The sequence below is a fragment of the Clostridium sp. TW13 genome, from assembly GCF_024345225.1.
GTDB classification, from domain to species: Bacteria; Bacillota; Clostridia; order Clostridiales; family Clostridiaceae; genus Inconstantimicrobium; species Inconstantimicrobium mannanitabidum.
The window spans coordinates 467279-486063 of record NZ_BROD01000001.1 but is presented as its reverse complement, the minus strand read 5'-3'; the positions used below and the strand labels follow the sequence as shown (position 1 = coordinate 486063).

Annotated in this window: 19 protein-coding genes; 6 read left to right on the top strand and 13 right to left on the bottom strand. The window is 30.3% G+C overall.

Annotated elements, in window-relative coordinates; translation table 11 throughout:
• Positions 1-56: 56 nt before the first annotated feature.
• On the bottom strand, positions 57-737 hold the full coding sequence (locus OCU47_RS02405) for a ribonuclease P Rpr2/Rpp21/SNM1 subunit family protein (protein ID WP_261826998.1): 681 nt from the start codon (positions 735-737) through the stop codon (positions 57-59).
• Between the two features lie 312 nt (positions 738-1049).
• A complete protein-coding gene (locus OCU47_RS02400; protein WP_261826997.1) occupies positions 1050-1754 on the bottom strand; it encodes an FTR1 family protein in 705 nt (234 codons plus the stop codon).
• Positions 1755-1974: 220 nt separating this feature from the next.
• On the opposite strand from OCU47_RS02400, the gene OCU47_RS02395 reads away from it, so the two are divergent.
• From OCU47_RS02395 to OCU47_RS02385, 3 genes are all read left to right on the top strand, one after another.
• Positions 1975-2292, top strand: a complete 318-nt coding sequence (locus OCU47_RS02395) for a hypothetical protein (RefSeq protein WP_261826996.1) — start codon at positions 1975-1977, stop codon at positions 2290-2292.
• A 42-nt stretch (positions 2293-2334) separates the two neighbouring features.
• A complete protein-coding gene (locus tag OCU47_RS02390) occupies positions 2335-2670 on the top strand; it encodes a hypothetical protein (RefSeq protein WP_261826995.1) in 336 nt (111 codons plus the stop codon).
• A 162-nt stretch (positions 2671-2832) separates the two neighbouring features.
• Entirely contained in the window at positions 2833-3081 is a 249-nt protein-coding gene (locus OCU47_RS02385) for a hypothetical protein (RefSeq protein ID WP_261826994.1), read from the top strand.
• 10 nt (positions 3082-3091) lie between these two features.
• Here the strand turns inward: OCU47_RS02385 and OCU47_RS21765 are convergent, their stop codons facing one another.
• The 7 genes from OCU47_RS21765 to katG form a co-directional block, all read right to left on the bottom strand.
• Positions 3092-3997, bottom strand: coding sequence for an ester cyclase (locus tag OCU47_RS21765; protein WP_309297421.1), 906 nt, complete (start codon positions 3995-3997; stop codon positions 3092-3094).
• 473 nt (positions 3998-4470) lie between these two features.
• Positions 4471-5181: a Fic family protein gene (locus OCU47_RS02370; RefSeq protein WP_261826993.1), complete on the bottom strand. Its 711-nt coding sequence runs from the start codon at positions 5179-5181 to the stop codon at positions 4471-4473.
• Between the two features lie 334 nt (positions 5182-5515).
• Positions 5516-6388, bottom strand: a complete 873-nt coding sequence (locus tag OCU47_RS02365) for an RluA family pseudouridine synthase (protein WP_261826992.1) — start codon at positions 6386-6388, stop codon at positions 5516-5518.
• A gap of 264 nt (positions 6389-6652) precedes the next feature.
• A complete protein-coding gene (locus OCU47_RS02360; RefSeq protein ID WP_261826991.1) occupies positions 6653-7831 on the bottom strand; it encodes a serine hydrolase domain-containing protein in 1179 nt (392 codons plus the stop codon).
• Between the two features lie 136 nt (positions 7832-7967).
• Positions 7968-8249: a GNAT family N-acetyltransferase gene (locus tag OCU47_RS02355; RefSeq protein ID WP_261826990.1), complete on the bottom strand. Its 282-nt coding sequence runs from the start codon at positions 8247-8249 to the stop codon at positions 7968-7970.
• Positions 8250-8444: 195 nt separating this feature from the next.
• Positions 8445-8699, bottom strand: a complete 255-nt coding sequence (locus tag OCU47_RS02350) for a hypothetical protein (RefSeq protein WP_261826989.1) — start codon at positions 8697-8699, stop codon at positions 8445-8447.
• Between the two features lie 201 nt (positions 8700-8900).
• On the bottom strand, positions 8901-11096 hold the full coding sequence (gene katG / locus OCU47_RS02345; RefSeq protein WP_261826988.1) for a catalase/peroxidase HPI: 2196 nt from the start codon (positions 11094-11096) through the stop codon (positions 8901-8903).
• Between the two features lie 367 nt (positions 11097-11463).
• Here katG and OCU47_RS02340 point away from each other — a divergent pair, with 367 nt between their 5' ends.
• Both OCU47_RS02340 and OCU47_RS02335 read left to right on the top strand, forming a co-directional pair.
• The gene (locus OCU47_RS02340) at positions 11464-12255 is read left to right on the top strand and encodes a Cof-type HAD-IIB family hydrolase (RefSeq protein ID WP_261826987.1); all 792 of its coding nucleotides are present in this window, start codon (positions 11464-11466) and stop codon (positions 12253-12255) included.
• 34 nt (positions 12256-12289) lie between these two features.
• Positions 12290-12964: a YjjG family noncanonical pyrimidine nucleotidase gene (locus OCU47_RS02335; RefSeq protein WP_261826986.1), complete on the top strand. Its 675-nt coding sequence runs from the start codon at positions 12290-12292 to the stop codon at positions 12962-12964.
• Between the two features lie 200 nt (positions 12965-13164).
• Here the strand turns inward: OCU47_RS02335 and OCU47_RS02330 are convergent, their stop codons facing one another.
• Together OCU47_RS02330 and OCU47_RS02325 are read right to left on the bottom strand one after the other, a co-directional pair.
• Positions 13165-13809 carry a DNA alkylation repair protein gene (locus OCU47_RS02330; RefSeq protein WP_261826985.1) on the bottom strand — a complete coding sequence of 215 codons (645 nt, stop codon included), beginning with the start codon at positions 13807-13809 and terminating at the stop codon, positions 13165-13167.
• Between the two features lie 530 nt (positions 13810-14339).
• Positions 14340-15185 (bottom strand): hypothetical protein, encoded by an 846-nt coding sequence (locus OCU47_RS02325; protein WP_261826984.1) that lies wholly within the window; start codon positions 15183-15185, stop codon positions 14340-14342.
• Between the two features lie 379 nt (positions 15186-15564).
• Between OCU47_RS02325 and OCU47_RS02320 the strand changes: the two genes are divergently transcribed.
• A complete protein-coding gene (locus OCU47_RS02320) occupies positions 15565-16473 on the top strand; it encodes a carbohydrate kinase family protein (RefSeq protein ID WP_261826983.1) in 909 nt (302 codons plus the stop codon).
• Positions 16474-16551: 78 nt separating this feature from the next.
• Here OCU47_RS02320 and OCU47_RS02315 read toward each other — a convergent pair whose 3' ends face one another.
• Together OCU47_RS02315 and OCU47_RS02310 are read right to left on the bottom strand one after the other, a co-directional pair.
• Entirely contained in the window at positions 16552-17373 is an 822-nt protein-coding gene (locus OCU47_RS02315; RefSeq protein ID WP_261826982.1) for a methyl-accepting chemotaxis protein, read from the bottom strand.
• Between the two features lie 590 nt (positions 17374-17963).
• Entirely contained in the window at positions 17964-18764 is an 801-nt protein-coding gene (locus OCU47_RS02310; RefSeq protein ID WP_261826981.1) for an SDR family oxidoreductase, read from the bottom strand.
• Positions 18765-18785: the final 21 nt, after the last annotated feature.

Here is an 18785-nt window from a genome sequence, read left to right as displayed (position 1 = left end):
TTTAATACACATTAAAATATCTATTTTGTAACATTTCTTTCCTTTTTTATTTTGTTTTATAATTTCCATGTATGACCACAATTAAGACATTTAACCTCACCTTTTTTCATTTTGTTACTTGTAAGGCCTCCCATTGCAGCGCCAGCTACTGTTCCTACAGGATTAACTAAAGATCCAACAGCTCCTCCAACCAATGTCCTACCCAAACTTAACCTTTTTCTTTTTTCAATATAGTGCAAGCTAGTACTATGACATTTGGGACAATATGGTATATGATCTTTTTTTAATTCCTTAACCCTTTCTTTTTCTACTTGTCTTTTAGATAAATCTGTAGTAGCTATATTGGATGCATTTGTAGTAACTACATTACATTGTTGCACATCTATTTCTTTGTATTCAAGATTTGAGTTTTGTCTAATAGTATTATAAATTCTATTTATACTATTTATATTATTTATTTTAAAAACTACTTTATTTTCCACTTCATCTTCATTAACTGAAATAATTAATTTATCATTACTAACTTCAACATCATTTATAGAGTTAAAATCAATATATATCTTTTTTCCAAATGCAATATCACCCAAAATTCCATTATTCATAATATATACATTTAAACCAGTACCACATTTTATTTCTGAATATCCATATTCAAGGTTAGCAATTGTATGAATTGCTTTAAATAGACTCCCTCCTTCAGATTTCAATCTTTTAAATTCTTCTTTATTTACTATCACTCTTGACCCCTCCAAAAACTTCTTTCTAACATAATAATACATCAATTAAAGTATTTTTCAATTTTTTCTTTAAATTCTTTTTCTTACTCATCTGCCCTTTTATGCACATTCAAATATATTCACTATATTTAAATCTAATAAATATTATTAATTTTATTACTTGTAAGTTTGTGCAATAAAAGAGGCCATGAAGTTTTAATCTGTATTGATTATCTTCATGGTCTTTTCATATCACTACATTATTTTATTATTTCATCTAATGTCTCCTTATATTGCTCTATGCCTAAATTTACTGTTTCAATATTAGATAACTTATTTTATTTTATTAGAATTAATATATTTCTTTAAATCATTTTTTATTATTATGAAGTAGCTAGGAAGTGTATATACTAATACACCTACTATGAAAATTCCAGAAAAATAGTCACCAAATAATACATCTAATGCATCACCCAAGTAATACCCACCAAGTCCAACTAAGAATAAATTTAGTATATAAAATACTATGCTTATATTAAGATTAGAAATTCCTTTAGCAACTACATAAACACATAGAGCTGCGCATGCCAAACCTAATAAAGCTGAACCTACTATTAATAAAGGAGAACCTGTTGAGCTTGTTAAAATAAATAATATTGCTTCTAAAAATTCTCTAAAGAATGTTATAGCTGCAATGATAAATACTCCCTTTTTACTTAGATCAATATATTGTTGGTTGGCATTAGTATTAAATGATTTATTTTTTCTTAAAATAACTACACTGTATAATATTAATCCTGATAATACTACACCTAATATTCCATCAAACAATTCACTTGTAGGGCCATTTAACAAAGCAACTTGTGAAAATATTATAGAACCAAGTATAGTTGCAATAATAGCACCTAAAAGACCTCCTAAGGAGACACTTTTACTCATATCGTACATTTTATTTTTATTGAAGTAGACTACTAGAGGTATAATAACCAAGAAAATTTCGATACCTTCCCTAAAACATATTATAAATGAAGAAAGCATGGCTTTTCACCTCCTACTTACAATATTATATGTCCAAGATACATAACTTGTTTCAACAAATTTCATTATTATAACCTATTTTTTCTTTATTACGTATGAACATGAGGCATCTGAAAAGGTATCCAAGTAAAAAGAGGGTTTGTTTGTGACCTTAAAAGTAGTTTTATCGTATATTCTTATATTTAACCGAGCACAATAAATATTGAAAGGTGGGTATATAATGAAGAAATTTAATATAGTATTCTTACTTTTAATATGTTTATCATTTAATATATTTAATGCATCACCTGCTTTTGCCCAAAATGTCTTTAAAGAAGGTGTCTATAAACTATCTGATTTTAATTTTTCAAAGGACAATATTTATAATATCGAAAACACTTCCTCAACAGGTGGTGTTTTCGTAGCCATTTTTGATGAAAACCAAGTTGTACTACAAACTATAAAATTAGGTCCTAAATCTGGAAAGTACAATTTACTCCCTCTTCATCCTACGGACAAAATTATGATAATTGGAGATGGTGATGTATTTATAGGATAAAAGGCATTTATATATTATCTTTTATTGAAAGGTGGTTCTATAATGAAAAAACTTATTCCATTTTTATTAACTTTAATATGCTTGTCCTTTAATACAATTATAGTAACACCTGCATTGGTAGGTAATGTCTTTAAGGAAGGAATTTATCAGCTATCTGACTTAAATTCTTCACCAAATAATCTTTATACTATTCAAAATGTTTCTTCTAATGACGGTGTTTATATTGCAATTTTTGATAACAAAAATACAATTACAACTCAAAGCGTAAAATTAGGCCCTAACTCCTTAAAATACAAATTGCTCCCTCTTAATCCTACTGACAGAATTATGATAGTTGGAGATGGAGATGTATATATATCTCCAAGAACAGCTGAATAATGTATTTTCTGTATTTATACTCTATTTCTAAAAAAGATAAGTATCTTTTGATTTTATATATTAAAAGTAATAATACTGAAAGGTGGTTCCAGAATAAAAAAATTCACTATGTTTTTAATAATTCTAACATGTCTATGGCCTAATACACTGGCATTTGCAGATATGGTTCTTAAGGAAGGAGTCTATAAACCAGCTTATTTTAATTATTCACCTAATAATGTTTATAATGTTCAAAATCTATCACCTGACAAAAGCGTTTACTTCGCAGTTTTTGATGAAAATCAAGTTGTATTACAGGCTTTAAAATTAGGGCCCAAATCCACAACATTCAATATACCACCACTAAAACCTAACTACAGAATTGCAGTAATCGGGAATGGTGAAGTAACTATATCTGAAAAGACACCTTAAGAGATATAATTTATTTACTTTCTAGTATTTTTTTTATTTCTGCATCTGGCCAATATCCCCAAGACTCAATTATTTTACCTTCTTTAATCTTGAAATTCTCTAATGCTTCAAAAGTAATTGGCTTTCCTGTTGCTGCAATTCCCATACACTCCCCAGAATGTATTCCTGAATATTTAATTCTTGATGCTACCATATTACCCTCTTCAAATATATCCATTATCTCTACTTTCAGATCTTTGAACATATTTTCTACTATTTTCAAAATTCCTATAGCATCTTTATTGCTTTTTGCACCAGCTGGACTATGATCAATGTAATTATCTGCCACAATACTCATAACCTTATCATAATCATGATTTACATACCCTTCTATAAAGAATTTCCTAACTATTTCTTTATTAATATATCCAATAAGTTCTTTTGTTTGTTGCCAATATTTAATACCCCAATTTTCAAAATTCCATTCTTCCATATAATCATTACATTCATAATCTATATAGTACAATTGACCCTTTTGCGGTATAAAATTAGTCGGAAAATAATCAATATTAGTATTTGCTTCATATAATTTTTTGCACATTTCATTTACTTGAATAATATATTCTGTTACATCAACTGTATCCTTTTCCATATCAAAAATTGTATTACCATCAATATATTCTTTTAAAATAAGTTCTCTTTCAACGTCCACATCATACATTTCTGGTAAGCTAATTCCAATACTTTTTAATCGTTTATAAGCTTCAATTTCACACTGAAGCTTATTACCAAACTGATAATAGCTACAAGGTTCATGATGAATTTTCTTTACTATATACTCCTTATCACCATCAGTTACAAGATAAGAATATCCTCCCTTGCCTTTTCCTAATAGTTTGATTATTTCAAAACTCTTATCATTCACTTCTATTCTCATAATTTTTAATCCCCACCTTAAATATTCTTTATATTTTTATTTTCAACACTAATTGTCCTCAAATATTATTTTTACAACAAATTTAAGCCCTTTAATTATTATCTGTTAGCTCTTGCTTTAAAGTATCTACAAAACATTATTCTCATATTAATTTGAACTCACCTCCACATTTTATATTTAAACGTTTATAAATATAAAAAAGTTCCCACTTGTATAGTAATTTATTTTGCATTTATATATTAATCTTAAAAATGTACTACCATTTAATTGTATAATATTAGATATTTTTGTCAATCCTTTCTCTAAAAAAAACAGTAGCTGGATCTCTCCTTCTACTGCCTTTTACCATGGCTTAGGGTCTATTATATTCTTATGCACGCTATATAAATTAGGCTTTATTAAACTATTCATATTTGTCACCCTACAATGCTTATTTTAATTTTATAACTGGAATACAATTTAATTAGTGGGGGTTAAAACATGTTTTTATTTTCTAGTATAAAATCTTTTTGATTTTCTATATATTGAGTTAATGGTTTTATATTATCTTTGGAAGCAGCACCTAATGCTTTTTTGTACTCATCCGCTGATTCACCATTCATATATTTTAGCGATAATCTATTATCAAGTAGCTGTTTTAAATATATAAATCGTCCTATTCTACCATTGCCATCTTGAAATGGATGGATAACTTCAAATTCTAGATGAAATCTTGCTATATCCTCAATTGTTACTTTTTCTAGTAAATTAAAATTATTTATTAAGACATTTAATTTATCTTCAACTTCCAACGGACTTGCTGTTTCAAAATCAGCTCCAAGTATTTTATTTTGATATTTTTTAAATATTCCAGCAAGCCCCATGTCATACAAACTAGTTCTATACATTAAACTACCATGCCATTCCTTTATCATGTCTAAAGTTAACTTTTTATCTAAAGTATCAATTACCATATCAAATGTATAAAATGAGTTTACTGTTTCTTGAACATCATCTAATTTATGAGTTCCTTGTACTATATTTTTTTCGAACAAAAGCTGTAATGCTTCGGTAGTAAAAGTACTTCCTTCTATTTTATTTGAATGGTATATAAAATCATATTTTAATATTTCATTTAATGAATTATGAAGTCCTTTAGTTTCTTTTAATACTTGTAGAAATTTTTTATAATCTATATTTTGCATTTTTACACCACCTTATTTTTTAATTAAGAGTTAAAGATTATCACTATATTCAAAATCATATCCTAATTCCTTATTTTCCACAGGATTAGAAGTTCTTGAGTCTACCTTGCTCCCATCCTTGCAACTTTAGAAAAATTTTCATTAGCTTCTGAGTATAGAAATTCAATTATTAATATTCGCTTGCATACAAACATCACCTAGTATAATTATATTATACATAATTTTAGTGTAAAACATTATCTAATTTATTAAATTTGGATATCTCTATAAAATTTTCTCCTTAACAATTAAATACAAAAAAGCACCTTCCTTATCTAGAAGATGCTTTAAATTATTACGGAAGCTCAACTTTCTGCTTAGAAGTGACTGTTATCTCCTCACCAGTCATTGGATGAGGAAAAGTCAGTGACACTGCGCAAAGTTGCTGAAACTCGTATCCATGGTCAACTGAGAATGCCTGTGATTCCTCTGTGCCGTACTGCGAATCACCCAGCATCGGGAACCCTTCATAGGAACAGTGGAGACGCAACTGATGAGTTCGGCCAGTCTCTGGCTGTAACTTCAACAGACTACAATCTGACATTGTCTGCAATACATCATAGACTGTTTTTGCATACTGTCCATCCTCACGCACACAACGTAGAAGACTTGTTTCTGACACACGAGCAATGGGATGACATATTGTGCCATGGTCAGCTGCTGGATGTCCGAAAACTGCAGCATTATAAATTTTGCGAATATTGCCGTTGTTAAGGTATCCACTCATAATAGCATGTATGTGGGCATTTTTTGCAATTAGTACAACCCCAAAGGTATCTCTATCAAGACGGTTCAGAAGATGGATATTACATTTCTGCCCAGTATGTTGATAATAAAATACAATCCGATTAGCAAGCGTTCCAGATTCACGGTTGGCAGTTGGATGCATAGTAATGCCAGCTGGCTTATCTAGGACAATTATAGTATCATCTTCATACAAAATATTTAGCTCGCCTTCTTCAGCTATGTAGTTCGGTAGCATCTCCTCAATAGTAATGGCTATGATGTCACCTGAATGAACTCTATGATAAATGCGAACATTTTCACCATTGACCTTACAGGCATCCATAGCGCCCAACCTTTTAGTCAATGTAGCTGATAATCCTAATTCTGTTCGCATGAAAGTTATAAGCTTCCCGTCCCGACTTGCAGTATGTTCAAGTATCATTACGATATCTCCCTTCTATTTCACTATTATATGGTAAGGCATGTAAAAACAAGTAGTTTTATGTTCTAGTCTATTTAAACTTGTAACCTATTTCCAGATGCCTAAACATAAAATAATACCTTATTTCACTATCTTAATTATGTAACTATTATCTAATTAAATATATACTAAAATACTATACTAGTGTAATAAAAAGTAATATAACATGCAACAAATTTTTATAAAACAGAAAATCTCCTTACCATTAAGATAAGAAGATATCAATTATTCACAACATGCACTAAAAATAATATTTCGTAGTTTTCTAGTTAATGAGGTTGTTCCAGAGTTAGTTTTTTGCATCATAAACAAAAATGTTAAGTTGTCAGTTTGGGAATTTGAAAAATATGCTCCAAGCCATCCATCCCAACCATATTCTCCATCACTTCCTAGTACACCTGCTTTTGTACAATCTGTCATTACTCTCATCAAATTTCCATAACTATGTCCACATAAAGTATCCCAAAGGTCCATGTCACTCTGCTGTTGGCTATTTAAAGTGGATGTTGTCATATATTTTACTGTCTTTGGCTTTAAAATCTGTATTCCATTATAAGTCCCGTCGCATAACAACATATTAGCAAATTTTGCATAATCATCGATTGTTGACACCAAGCCTGCACCACCTGATTCAAATGTTGGTTTTTTGTCCATCATCTGCATAATTGCTAAATGATTCTGTGTATAAAGTTCTAGACCTCTACCGTTATCTTCATATGTTTTAACCAAACGGTCTCGTTTTTCTTCAGGTACCCAAAAGTCTGTATCATTCATCCCTAAAGGCTTAAATATCTCATCTTTTAGAAAATCACCAAACTTCTTACCACTTACTATCTCTACAACTGCACCTAATACATCTGCAGATGTGCCATATTCCCATGATGTTCCAGGTTGGAATGCTAATGGACACTCACCTATTTTGTTGGCTATTTCAAGTGTAGTCATTGAAGAATCATGGTACAATTCGTCTTTAATCTCTTCAAATAAATTTTCTATACTTTTTCCAGCTAAACTTTCACCACTATATACCAAGCCTGAAGTCATAGATAATAAGTCTTTCAATATAACTTCTCTTTCTGCTGGAACAAGCATATCACCTTGCATTACTTTTTGATTTTTAAATCCAACTAAATATTTACTTACAGGATCATATAAGTCGATTTCTCCCCGTTCTAATAGAATCATTGCTGCTGTAGCTGTAATTGGTTTTGTCATAGAATATAAACGAAAAATTGAATTTCTTTTTATAGGAATTTTCTTTTCTCTGTCAGCAAAACCATCTTCATGATAAAATAGTTCTTTTCCGTTCTTAATAATCATGAGATTGGCACCAGCTAAAAAGCCTTCACCAATTCCAGTTTTTAGTACATTTTTTATTTGCTCAATTTCCAAGTCTTTCAACATGCTATTTTCTCCTAGTATTAACTTCATTAATTTAGTAAAATCATATTCAAATTTATACTATGATTTTAATTATAATATATCAATACTAAAAAATAGATGTATATTGCAGTAAGAAATAGTGCCATTTAGGCATACCCTATATTTTTTTATATAAAACACACTCATATTCTTTATTCTTATCAAATTCTTTTTGGGCAAAACTACATATTGGTTCTATTTTTTTATTATTACTCATCGCAAATTCTACAACTTTCTTTACTAATTGCTTACCCGCACCTGTGCCTTTTAATTGCTCATATACATAAGTATGTTCAATTTTTATTATATCTTTCTCAGTATCAGTTAGTATTATCTGAGCCAAAGGATTTTCTTCCATATCTCCAATATAAAATTTATTTACTCCTCTTTTTATTTCCATGCTATCACTTTCTCCTCTATATAATTAAATTACATCTAAATGAATTATATTATAAAATCTATTTTCATTTATTATACCCTTTCAAAACTATCCTAAACCAATGCTTAGCTTTTATATTTTTTTCTATCTTCATATCATGAAATAGATATATTTTATTATCAAGATATATAACTGAGATATCATCTGATCTTCAGCCTATTTAAGAAAATATCTTATAATAAGAGATGCTCCTTTCCCTTTTAGTGGTTCTTGGATTATTTTATCATTAGGTTTCATCATGTTTTTCATTACATTGCAACATGTTGGCATTCTATGATTTCTTCCTGGATAACCACCAACTTGTTTATGCAATTCTTCAGAACTAATATCAACAAATACTTTTCCTTGTTCTTTAGCATTCTCTAAAATTTTTATTAATTCTTCTCTAAAATTATCTGCATTAACAATCATTTCTATCAACCCTATTTACAAAATTAGCACTTTTCATTTACTGCTTTTTTCTTTCTTAATACTCTATAAAAATATACACTATTAGAAAATAAGCCAAAAAATATACCAGAAAAAATTATTGCTAGAATTGCACCAAATGCTTTTGCAAATCTTATTTACAAAAATCCTCCAAATAAAAATTTTACTGGTATTTAATCAATCTTATTCTTTAATATCAAAACGATCTGCGTTCATTACCTTATTCCATGCTGCTACAAAATCTTGTATGAACTTTTCTTCATTGCCATTAGATGCATAAACCTCTGCAACTGCACGCAATTGTGAATTTGACCCGAATATAAGATCAACTCTTGTTGCTGTCCACTTCACACTTCCTGTTTGCCTATCATAACCTACAAACATTTCCTTAATATCAGGTAAAGCCTTCCACACAGTATTAATATCAAGAAGATTTACAAAGAAATCATTTGTAAGACATTCTTCTCTATCGGTAAACACTCCATCCTGTGACTGCTTATAATTAGTGTTTAGCACACGCATACCACCAATTAATACTGTCATTTCTGGAATAGTTAGTGATAATAGTTGCGCTTTATCTATTAGCATTTCATCTGATGTTACTTCATAATTATCTTTCATATAGTTTCTAAATCCATCCCCCTTAGGTTCAAGTACATTAAATGACTTTATATCAGTTTCCTCTTGGGTTGCATCTGTACGTCCTGGAGTAAAAGGAACAGTTATGTTATACCCCGCATCTTTTGCAGCTTGTTCTATACCAACACATCCACCTAATACAATAATATCTGCTAAAGAAACCTTCTTATCCCTTGAGTGTGAATTGTTAAAACTACTTTGAATGTTTTCTAGTGCCTTTAACACCTTGTTAAGTCTTTCCGGCTCATTAACTTCCCATTCTCTTTGTGGCTTTAAGCGTATTCTTGCCCCATTTGCTCCTCCACGCTTATCTGACCCACGAAATGTTGATGCAGATTCCCATGCTGTTGTTACAAGATCTGATATTGATAAGCCTGAATCTAAAATCTTTTTCTTAAGGTCTGAAATATTCTTTTTATTAATCAATTTATAGTTAGCTTTTGGCACTGGGTCTTGCCAAATAAAGCTTTCTTTTGGAACTTCTGGTCCAAGATATCTTGATATTGGTCCCATGTCTCTATGGGTTAATTTGAACCAAGCACGAGCAAAATCCTCCTCAAACTTTTGGGGATTTTCTAGATAATCCTTTGCTATTGATCTATAAATAGGATCATTAATAATGGCTAGATCTGCTGTGGTCATCATAGGTCTATGCTTTTTTAATGGATCATAAGCATCAACTACCATATCCTCTTCATCCACATCCTTAGCCAACCATTGATATGCTCCTGCTGGACTTTTAACTAATTCCCACTGATATTTAAATAATGTTTTTAAGTAACCCATTGTCCACTTTGTTGGCTCAGCCTTCCATGCACCTTCAAGCCCACTACTTATGGTATCTGGTCCTTTACCAGTTTTATAGCTATTTTTCCACCCCAAACCTTGCTGTTCTATAGGTGCAGCTTCTGGCTCTAATCCAACATATGTGGGTGATGCAGCGCCATGACATTTGCCAAAAGTATGTCCACCTGCTATAAGAGCAACAGTTTCTTGATCATTCATTGCCATACGAGAGAATACTTCCCTTATATCATTGACTGATGCCTTCGGATCTGGATTTCCATTTGGCCCCTCTGGGTTTACATAAATTAAGCCCATTTGTACAGCTGCTAGAGGATTTTCAAGCTCTTTATCCTCTTTATTACGTTCAGCTCCAAGCCATTTTTTCTCACTCCCCCAGTAAATATCCTCCTGTGGTTCCCAAACGTCCTCTCTTCCACCACCAAAGCCAATTGTCTTTAGTCCCATAGATTCAAATGCACAATTACCTGCTAATATCATAAGGTCAGCCCAAGATATTTTGTTTCCATACTTCTTTTTAATTGGCCAAAGTAAACGACGTGCTTTATCTAGGCTTATATTATCTGGCCAACTATTAAGTGGTGGAAAACGTTGAAGCCCTTGTCCTCCACCTCCTCTACCATCACCAATTCTATATGTTCCAGCACTGTGCCAAGCCATGCGAATAAAGAAGGGTCCATAATGACCATAGTCAGCTGGCCACCATTCTTGAGAGTCTGTCATCAACTTATATAAATCATTCTTTAGTTCATAATAATCTAATTTCTCAAATTCTTCAGCATAGTTAAAATCATTAGACATAGGATTGCTTTTCTCACAGTTTTGGCGAAGAACATTAAGCTTAAGCTGGTTTGGCCACCAATACTCATTAGGGGTTCCTTCTCCTGCTACTGCTTTGCTTGTTCTTCCTGTCATGGGACATCTTATTTCTGACATAACATTATCCTTTCTTATATAAATACTCTTACAGTAAATTATATAAATGTGTAACTATTACTATGCTTTAATTGGTATCTAATACATCTAATAAATTTCTAGTTATGTTTTTCCTTTCTTCTATTTTCCCTTGTTCTATTCGCTTTGCTTCTGCTGAACTAATCATATTAACAATCCACGTGTGATATTGGATACCAGGCAATAGACACTGCTATAGAAAGTATGATAGAATATCATAACAAAATAATGAGTGCAATAGAACAAAGAGACAGTAATTTTTCATATAATGTATGTAAAATCACTTAGAAGAAGTAATTTAATTATTTGATAAATAGCAAACTTAAATAATAATTTAATGGAGGAGAATATGAAAAGAAAAGCAGTATTTTTTGATATTGATGGTACTCTGTATAATCCTGTTATAGGTGTACCTGATAGTACCATAGAAGGAATTAAACAATTAAAACAAAATGGACATCTTGCTTTTATATCAACTGGACGAGCAAGGGCTATGATTCCACAAGAATTAGTAGACTTAGGATTTGATGGAGTACTGGCTGCTTGTGGAACTTATGTAGAATATGAAAGAAGTGTAATCTATAATCTAGATTTAGAAGAAAGTATATGTGGCAATGTAATAAGTACTCTAAAGAAACATAATATTTTCTTTATACTAGAAGGACAAGATTATCTATATATGGATGATGGAGATGATTTTGAAGGAGATCAGTTTTCCATAAAGACGTTCAAAAAATTATTTGGTGATAAAATAAAACCAGTTACTGGACTTGGATTAGATTATCGTTTTAATAAAATTACCTGTAAAACAAATGAGCATAGCAATTTTAAAGAAGCATATAAAAGCCTTGAAAAAGATTTTGATTGCATTTGTCATAGTGCACAATTTATTGAATTAGTTCCGAAAGGATTTTCAAAAGTAAAAGGAATAGAGGCAATATTACAACATTTGAATATAAATATTGAAAATACATATGCATTTGGAGATAGTTTAAATGATATTGATATGCTCAATTATGTGGAATATGGCATAGCTATGGGAAACAGCAGCGCAGAAGTTCTTAAAATAGCAAATTATAAAACTGATACCCTTGAAAATAATGGAATTTATAAAGGCTTAAAACAATTTAATTTAATATAGAATATAATAAGCATATAGTAAGGAGACAATAATTATGTATGATATTATTTTAATGGACTTAGACAACACTATTTTAGATTTTAATGCTGCTGAAAAAGACGGCTTCAAAAAAGTCATTCACGAAATAGGATTAAGCTATAATAATGATTTATTGCAGCAATACCAAAATATAAACAACTCTCTATGGCATAGCCTTGAACAAGGTAAAATTTCAAAAGATATTGTTCTTAATACGCGCTTCAGTGAGTTTTTCAAACTTTATGACATCCAAGTTGATGGCAAAGAAATAGAAAGAATGTTTAGATTTCATCTTGATAATTCCTCCGCTCTTATTCCTAATGCAGAAGATACCTTAATAAAACTGAAGACGATGGGCAAAAAAATATATTCAGCATCTAATGGCTTATATTCAACTCAAATAAAACGTTTATCAAATGCTGGTATAATCAACTTGTTTGATGGGCATTTCATCTCTGATATAATAAAACATGAAAAACCTTCACCTTACTTCTTTGACTTCTGTATTAAAAATTTATCTGAAGTTCCTAAAAGTTCAATACTGATGGTTGGGGATAGCCCTACTTCTGATGTGCAAGGAGCAATTAACAGTGGAATTGATTCTTGTTTTTATAAATATGATAAAACTTCTACATGTACATACTCCAAACACACTATACATGATCTTTCAGAACTCTTGGATATAGTATAGTTTATTTGATATGTTTATTTTCAATTCTCATGCCATTTTCAATATGAAAACATAATGCGTTGATTCATACAATACGCTCAATTCTATCAATCAACGCATTAAATATTTTTTCCCATTAGCTTAAAATTTCTAATAATATTATATTCTTAATAATTATTTTCCTACATAAGATTTCCCTTAAAAGTAAGTGCTATTAACATCTAAAGATACTTACTTGCTTCCCTAACACTTAGTGTAGATAATTTATTTTCCTTTAAAAAATTCCCAACCCATTCTTTATTAATCTTTGAGTATTCTCTTAATGACCATCCTATGGCTTTATTCACAAAAAATTCACCTGTATTACAATTACTAAGTATGGCTTTTTTCAATATATCAACATCTGTTCTATCTTTATATTGCAATTGAAAATCTATAGCTACCCTTTTCAACCAGATATTATCACACTCAATCCACTTTAATATTATAGATTCTTTTAATTGTGGATACTCCAAACACATATACCCAACAATAGCATCAAGACAATCTGTACTATCCCACCATGAATTTGTTATAATAAGCTTTTCAATCCTGATAATATCATCTGGGATAAGTTGTTTTTTTAATAACAAAATATAATCTAAAGCTAAATAATGAAATTCCCGTTCTGGCATATCATAGCACTTAAATATAAATTCCCAATCAATAGATATATCTTTTTTATGTTGTTTAAGAAAATCCTTGCTTAACTTTGCTCTTTCAGGCTTTGCAATACCAAGGAATTCAAATTTATTCTTCATATATGCAGCCATTTTTTTAGAATTTTCTTCATTTCTTGAAGCATAAAAAGTTTCAAATATACTCATAACCTAACCCCTTATTCTATCAGTTTTCTGTCTAGCATAGCTACATTATAACATTATATATACTTTATTTAAATTTCTTAACCATTGCTTTTTTCTAATCTAATCCTCTTAACTTATTTTCTTGAATATAAGTGTTTTAGCGTTTCTTGATATCTTCTTATCGTGAAATGGAGATATTTTATTATCAAGATATATATCAAAAATATTATCTGCGCAATAATCTGATTTATGCTTTGCATTTTTGGTGAAATTACGTATTAGTCCATTATGATGTCCTTGATACCTTTCTTAAATGAAGAATATAGATGTGATGAAGAAAATAGGTGTATAGTTAATATTCACCTTTTTAACTATACACCTATTATTAGTAAATTATTTATGTATTGCAGATTGCTATTTATAGGCTAAATTAAACACACTTAAATCCTTTAAAGTCTCTTATAGACCTTAATAATGTAATTAATTTTTCCATAATACATTAAACCTTATTATCTTTCATAATTATATATGAAGTTAAAATCTTGCCTATATTATCTATTATAATATGCGGACATTACAATCTTAACATTTCCTGGTGTGGTGCCATTCTCTAGGTCTAAGGTTACTTTCATTTTATTTGGCAGTAAAACCTCAATACTCTTTTTATCCTTCCCTATATTGTTTTTTAGTTCAGAATATTTATTATCAAGTTCATTAGTATCTAACTTAGACTCTTCACAGAAGGCATATATTATTTGTGTTAAATATTTTTCATATTTATCTAATTTACTTGGTTCTACATCGTCTAATTCTATAAATGCATAAGTTTCATTATAATCTAATTCAAGTTTAAATTTATCTGCAAGGATTTGTATTACTGAATTTTTTACACCGTTGCACATATCTATTTTCGTAAGCTTCATATCTAACAATAATGAATCTATTCCAAGAACAACTCTTTCCATAGAATCTATCTTGTTAGGCATTTCTTTCACATCCGATGTATTTGTGAATGACGTTCGATCAATAATATTTGAAATATTACCTTCAACTTGATTTAATCCGTAATCTTTTTTAGCTAGTTCATCAAATTTAAGAAAAATCTTATCTCCATCAGTACCTTTTAGGATTGATGCCCTTATGCCAGATATAGTTGTATCAGCTTTAACTTTCTTTCTCATTTCATCATAATAGGTCTTTATCAAATCTGTTGAGCTAGTTGCAGCTAATATATTAGCTGTAGAATCTGTACTATTTGTCTTGTCTTTTGTTGAAGTTGATTCCTTTTGAGCACTAGCTCCTGTTTGCTTGTCTACGCTTTTACTTGCAGAACACCCGCTAAAAACTGCTACTGCCATAAATATTGTTATTATTGCTTTAATCTTTCCTTTGTTCATTGCCATCCTCCAAAATAATTTTTTCACTTGTTTATAAGACACATGATACTTTTTGTAACATTTTGTCATTAATCGTTGTAATAATCACTATTGTATCATCTAATTGTAAATTAAGACAAGTCTTTTTCCCAATAGATTATCTAAACTTATTGTTTTATTTTAAAACTTTTAATATTCTATTTTTAAGTTCTTCATTTTTATTTAATATAGATATCATATATTCATGTTGTTTACTCAAAAAAATCATTTTCTGTCGTCATTTTTAACCTTTCTGCAACAATTACAAACTCTGCTTACCATTATTTGTACAGTAAATTACCAAATATGATATAATATAATCATCTAACAAACCTATTTTACATAAGCCTAGGAGGTAACCATGAAAAAAACACTGATTATCGGATCTACTGTACTTGACATAATCATAAATGTAGAAAAACTACCCACTACCACTGGAGACTGCCACATAAATAGTCAAACTATGTCTATAGGCGGTTGTGCTTTCAATGTGCAGAACATAATAAATCTTTTTGAAGTACCTAATGTGTTTTGTTCACCTATCGGTACTGGAATCTATGGAGATTATGTGGCTTCACAGCTGAAAAAAATAGGATTATCACCATTTGTCCGAGTTGCAGATCAAGATAACGGGTGTTGCTATTGTTATGTTGAATCTAATGGGGAACGAACTTTTCTATCCTATCATGGTGCTGAATACACTTTTGACCCTATGTGGCTTGATGGTCTTAATATGGATGATTTTGACCAGGTTTACATCTGTGGCTTAGAAATTGAAGAATCCACTGGCAATAAAATCATATCTTTTCTTAATGAAAACAGACATCTACAAGTTTTCTTCGCTCCTGGACCAAGATTCTCGCTAATAGATAAAGAAAGGATTGACGATATTTTCAAACTTTCACCAATTGTTCATCTAAACAAGGACGAAATTCTAACTTTTACAAAAACAACAACTTTAGAACAAGCTGTCAAGATACTTTATGCCTTAACCAATAATTTGATTATCATCACAGATGGTGAAAACGGATCCTATATATATGATGGTGAACACCTACAGCATGCCAAGGGAATCAAAGCTAATGTTGTTGACACAATTGGTGCAGGTGACTCTCACATTGGTGCCTTCATGGCTTCTAGAAAATCAGACTATTCATATATAAAAAGCTTAGAAATAGCAAATCAAGTATCTGCTAAAGTCGTAGGGATAAAAGGCAGCCTTCTACCTTCTGCTGTTTTTAGGCAGATAATACCCAAATTGAAACCATGAAATTTTTCAGCATAAAAAGTTTATATTAGAACTAATAATACGATTTCAGATATCAGTTAAATAAATAATTTCATTAATTTATTTAACTTTTGCAATTTCAACCACAGTTTGGGCACTCGCAGTAACTTCTTCTAATGTTGCAGTTATTTCTTCAGTAGCAGCAGCTTGTGTTTCTGAAATAGATTGAACTTCATTTATTATTTTAAAAACTTCTTCCGTGCTTTTACTTATTTCAAATAATGCATTAGAAACTTTTTGTGATGATTCACTACTTAATTGAGCTAATTTTCTCATTTCACTAGCAACAACTGCAAAACCTTTTCCTTGCTCTCCCGATCTAGCTGCTTCTATTGCTGCATTTAGTCCTAATAAATTTGATTTTGAAGCTATGTTCTGCATTAAACTAATAATTTCATTGCTTTCTTTTATCTGCTTTTCTGTTTCTTTCGAAGTTTCTACTAGATTACCGATAATATTGAGCAATTTTTCTGATCCAGAACTAATTTCTTCAACACTTGCACTAGTCTCTTCAAGAGAAGAAAATAAGGTATCAGTTGATTCTTCAACTTTATATTGTTCTTCCAAACTTTTGCCTATGCAAACAACACCTATAACATTTCCATTAGAATCTTTAACTGGATACGAAATTGATTTAAATGGAATTCCATATGCTTCTTTAGATATAATTGCACTACTTATTTCACCACTTTTTAGTGCCTTATATACTGCACCATTAGTTGGTATTTCAATGCCTATACTAATTTTTGTATCAAGTTTATAACCAGGACTGTAATATATGAATTTTGTCGTATCTGTAACAACTATCATAATATCCTCCTGCAACATGTCTTTGATAACAGGTGCAACTTTTAAAAATGGTTCTAACTCTTGATTGTACATTATAATAATCCTCCTCTAAAGTAAGTTCAGTCTTATATATACTTAATTTCACAAGAACTGATTATTTCCTTGAAAATAGTAATTTTTATTTTTAATACATTCTAGACAGCTTTTCTTATTTCTTATAAAGATTTATTCCATCTATACATTAACTTCATTATATCATCTTGGAAACTAATATAATACAAAATACCTCTAAATTTTCTAAAATCATCTAAATGCATTAATTATTACGCAAAGTCCTACCCTTTTCCGTATTTATTAGCTCCCCTCTCTAGCATTTTTTGGTGAATTCTACAATAACCTGGCGAAAAGAAATTATTAACAACTTATTAGTATCCACAAAATGTGCCAACCTTAAGTACACCTTACTTTTGAAAACAAGATAACCATAGTCGATGCTCTGTATGAATTAGCAACAAATGAATTAATTACAGGAAACGAACTTCAATGCCACCAATGCAAGTGTTTTAGTTTTTCTTGATATCTTATTATCTTAAAATAAGGATATTTTTTTCAAGATATATAATAGTGCTCTTATTTTATTTAGTAAATTTTTGACGCTTACTTACAAATATTATTTTGCACTATCAACTAAGCCTCAGCATCAGTTTCTCTCTGATTCCGTCAGGCAATCTAATTAGAATCTTAAATATAATTGGAAGTGAAATTGTATATCTCACTTTTAAATGCTTTTTTCGTATGATTTTGCAAATATATTTCACAGACTTTTCAATATCCGCACGTTTCTGTATTTTTCTAAAGTTTAAATCCTTTTGATAAAAAGAAGAATACGGCGAAGCACTATTGTTCATTCTTTCATCAGAGTTGATTGACAACGTCTTGAAAAAATTAGTATCCATAGCTCCTGGTTCCAAAACAGTCACCTGAATGCCATATGGTTTCAATTCGTATCTTGCAGCCTCACTTATTGGCTCAACTGCATGTTTTGAAGCGCAATACCCTCCATTTATGCCTGTTGTCAATTTTCCAGAAACTGATCCTATATTAATTATTCTTCCTTTTCCTTGTGCACGCATAATTGGAGCCACAGCTTGAATCATTCTGATTATACCATTAACATTAACATCGAATAATTGCTGAAGCTCAGATATCTGTATTTCTTCAATGGCAGAACGAACAGAATAACCTGCATTGTTTACAAGAATATCAATGCGACTATACCGATTCATAATCTGCTCAATTGCCTTAGAAATAGTAATCTCTTTTGTAACATCAATCTCAAGTAGCATGTCTGCATTAATGTTGCTGATACTAGCCATATTTCTAGCAGATGCTACTACAATATACCCTTCAGATTTCATTTGCTCACATAGTGACCTTCCAACACCAGATGAACACCCTGTTATTAATACTACATTTTTACTCATATTGAACCTCCTATATGCTTT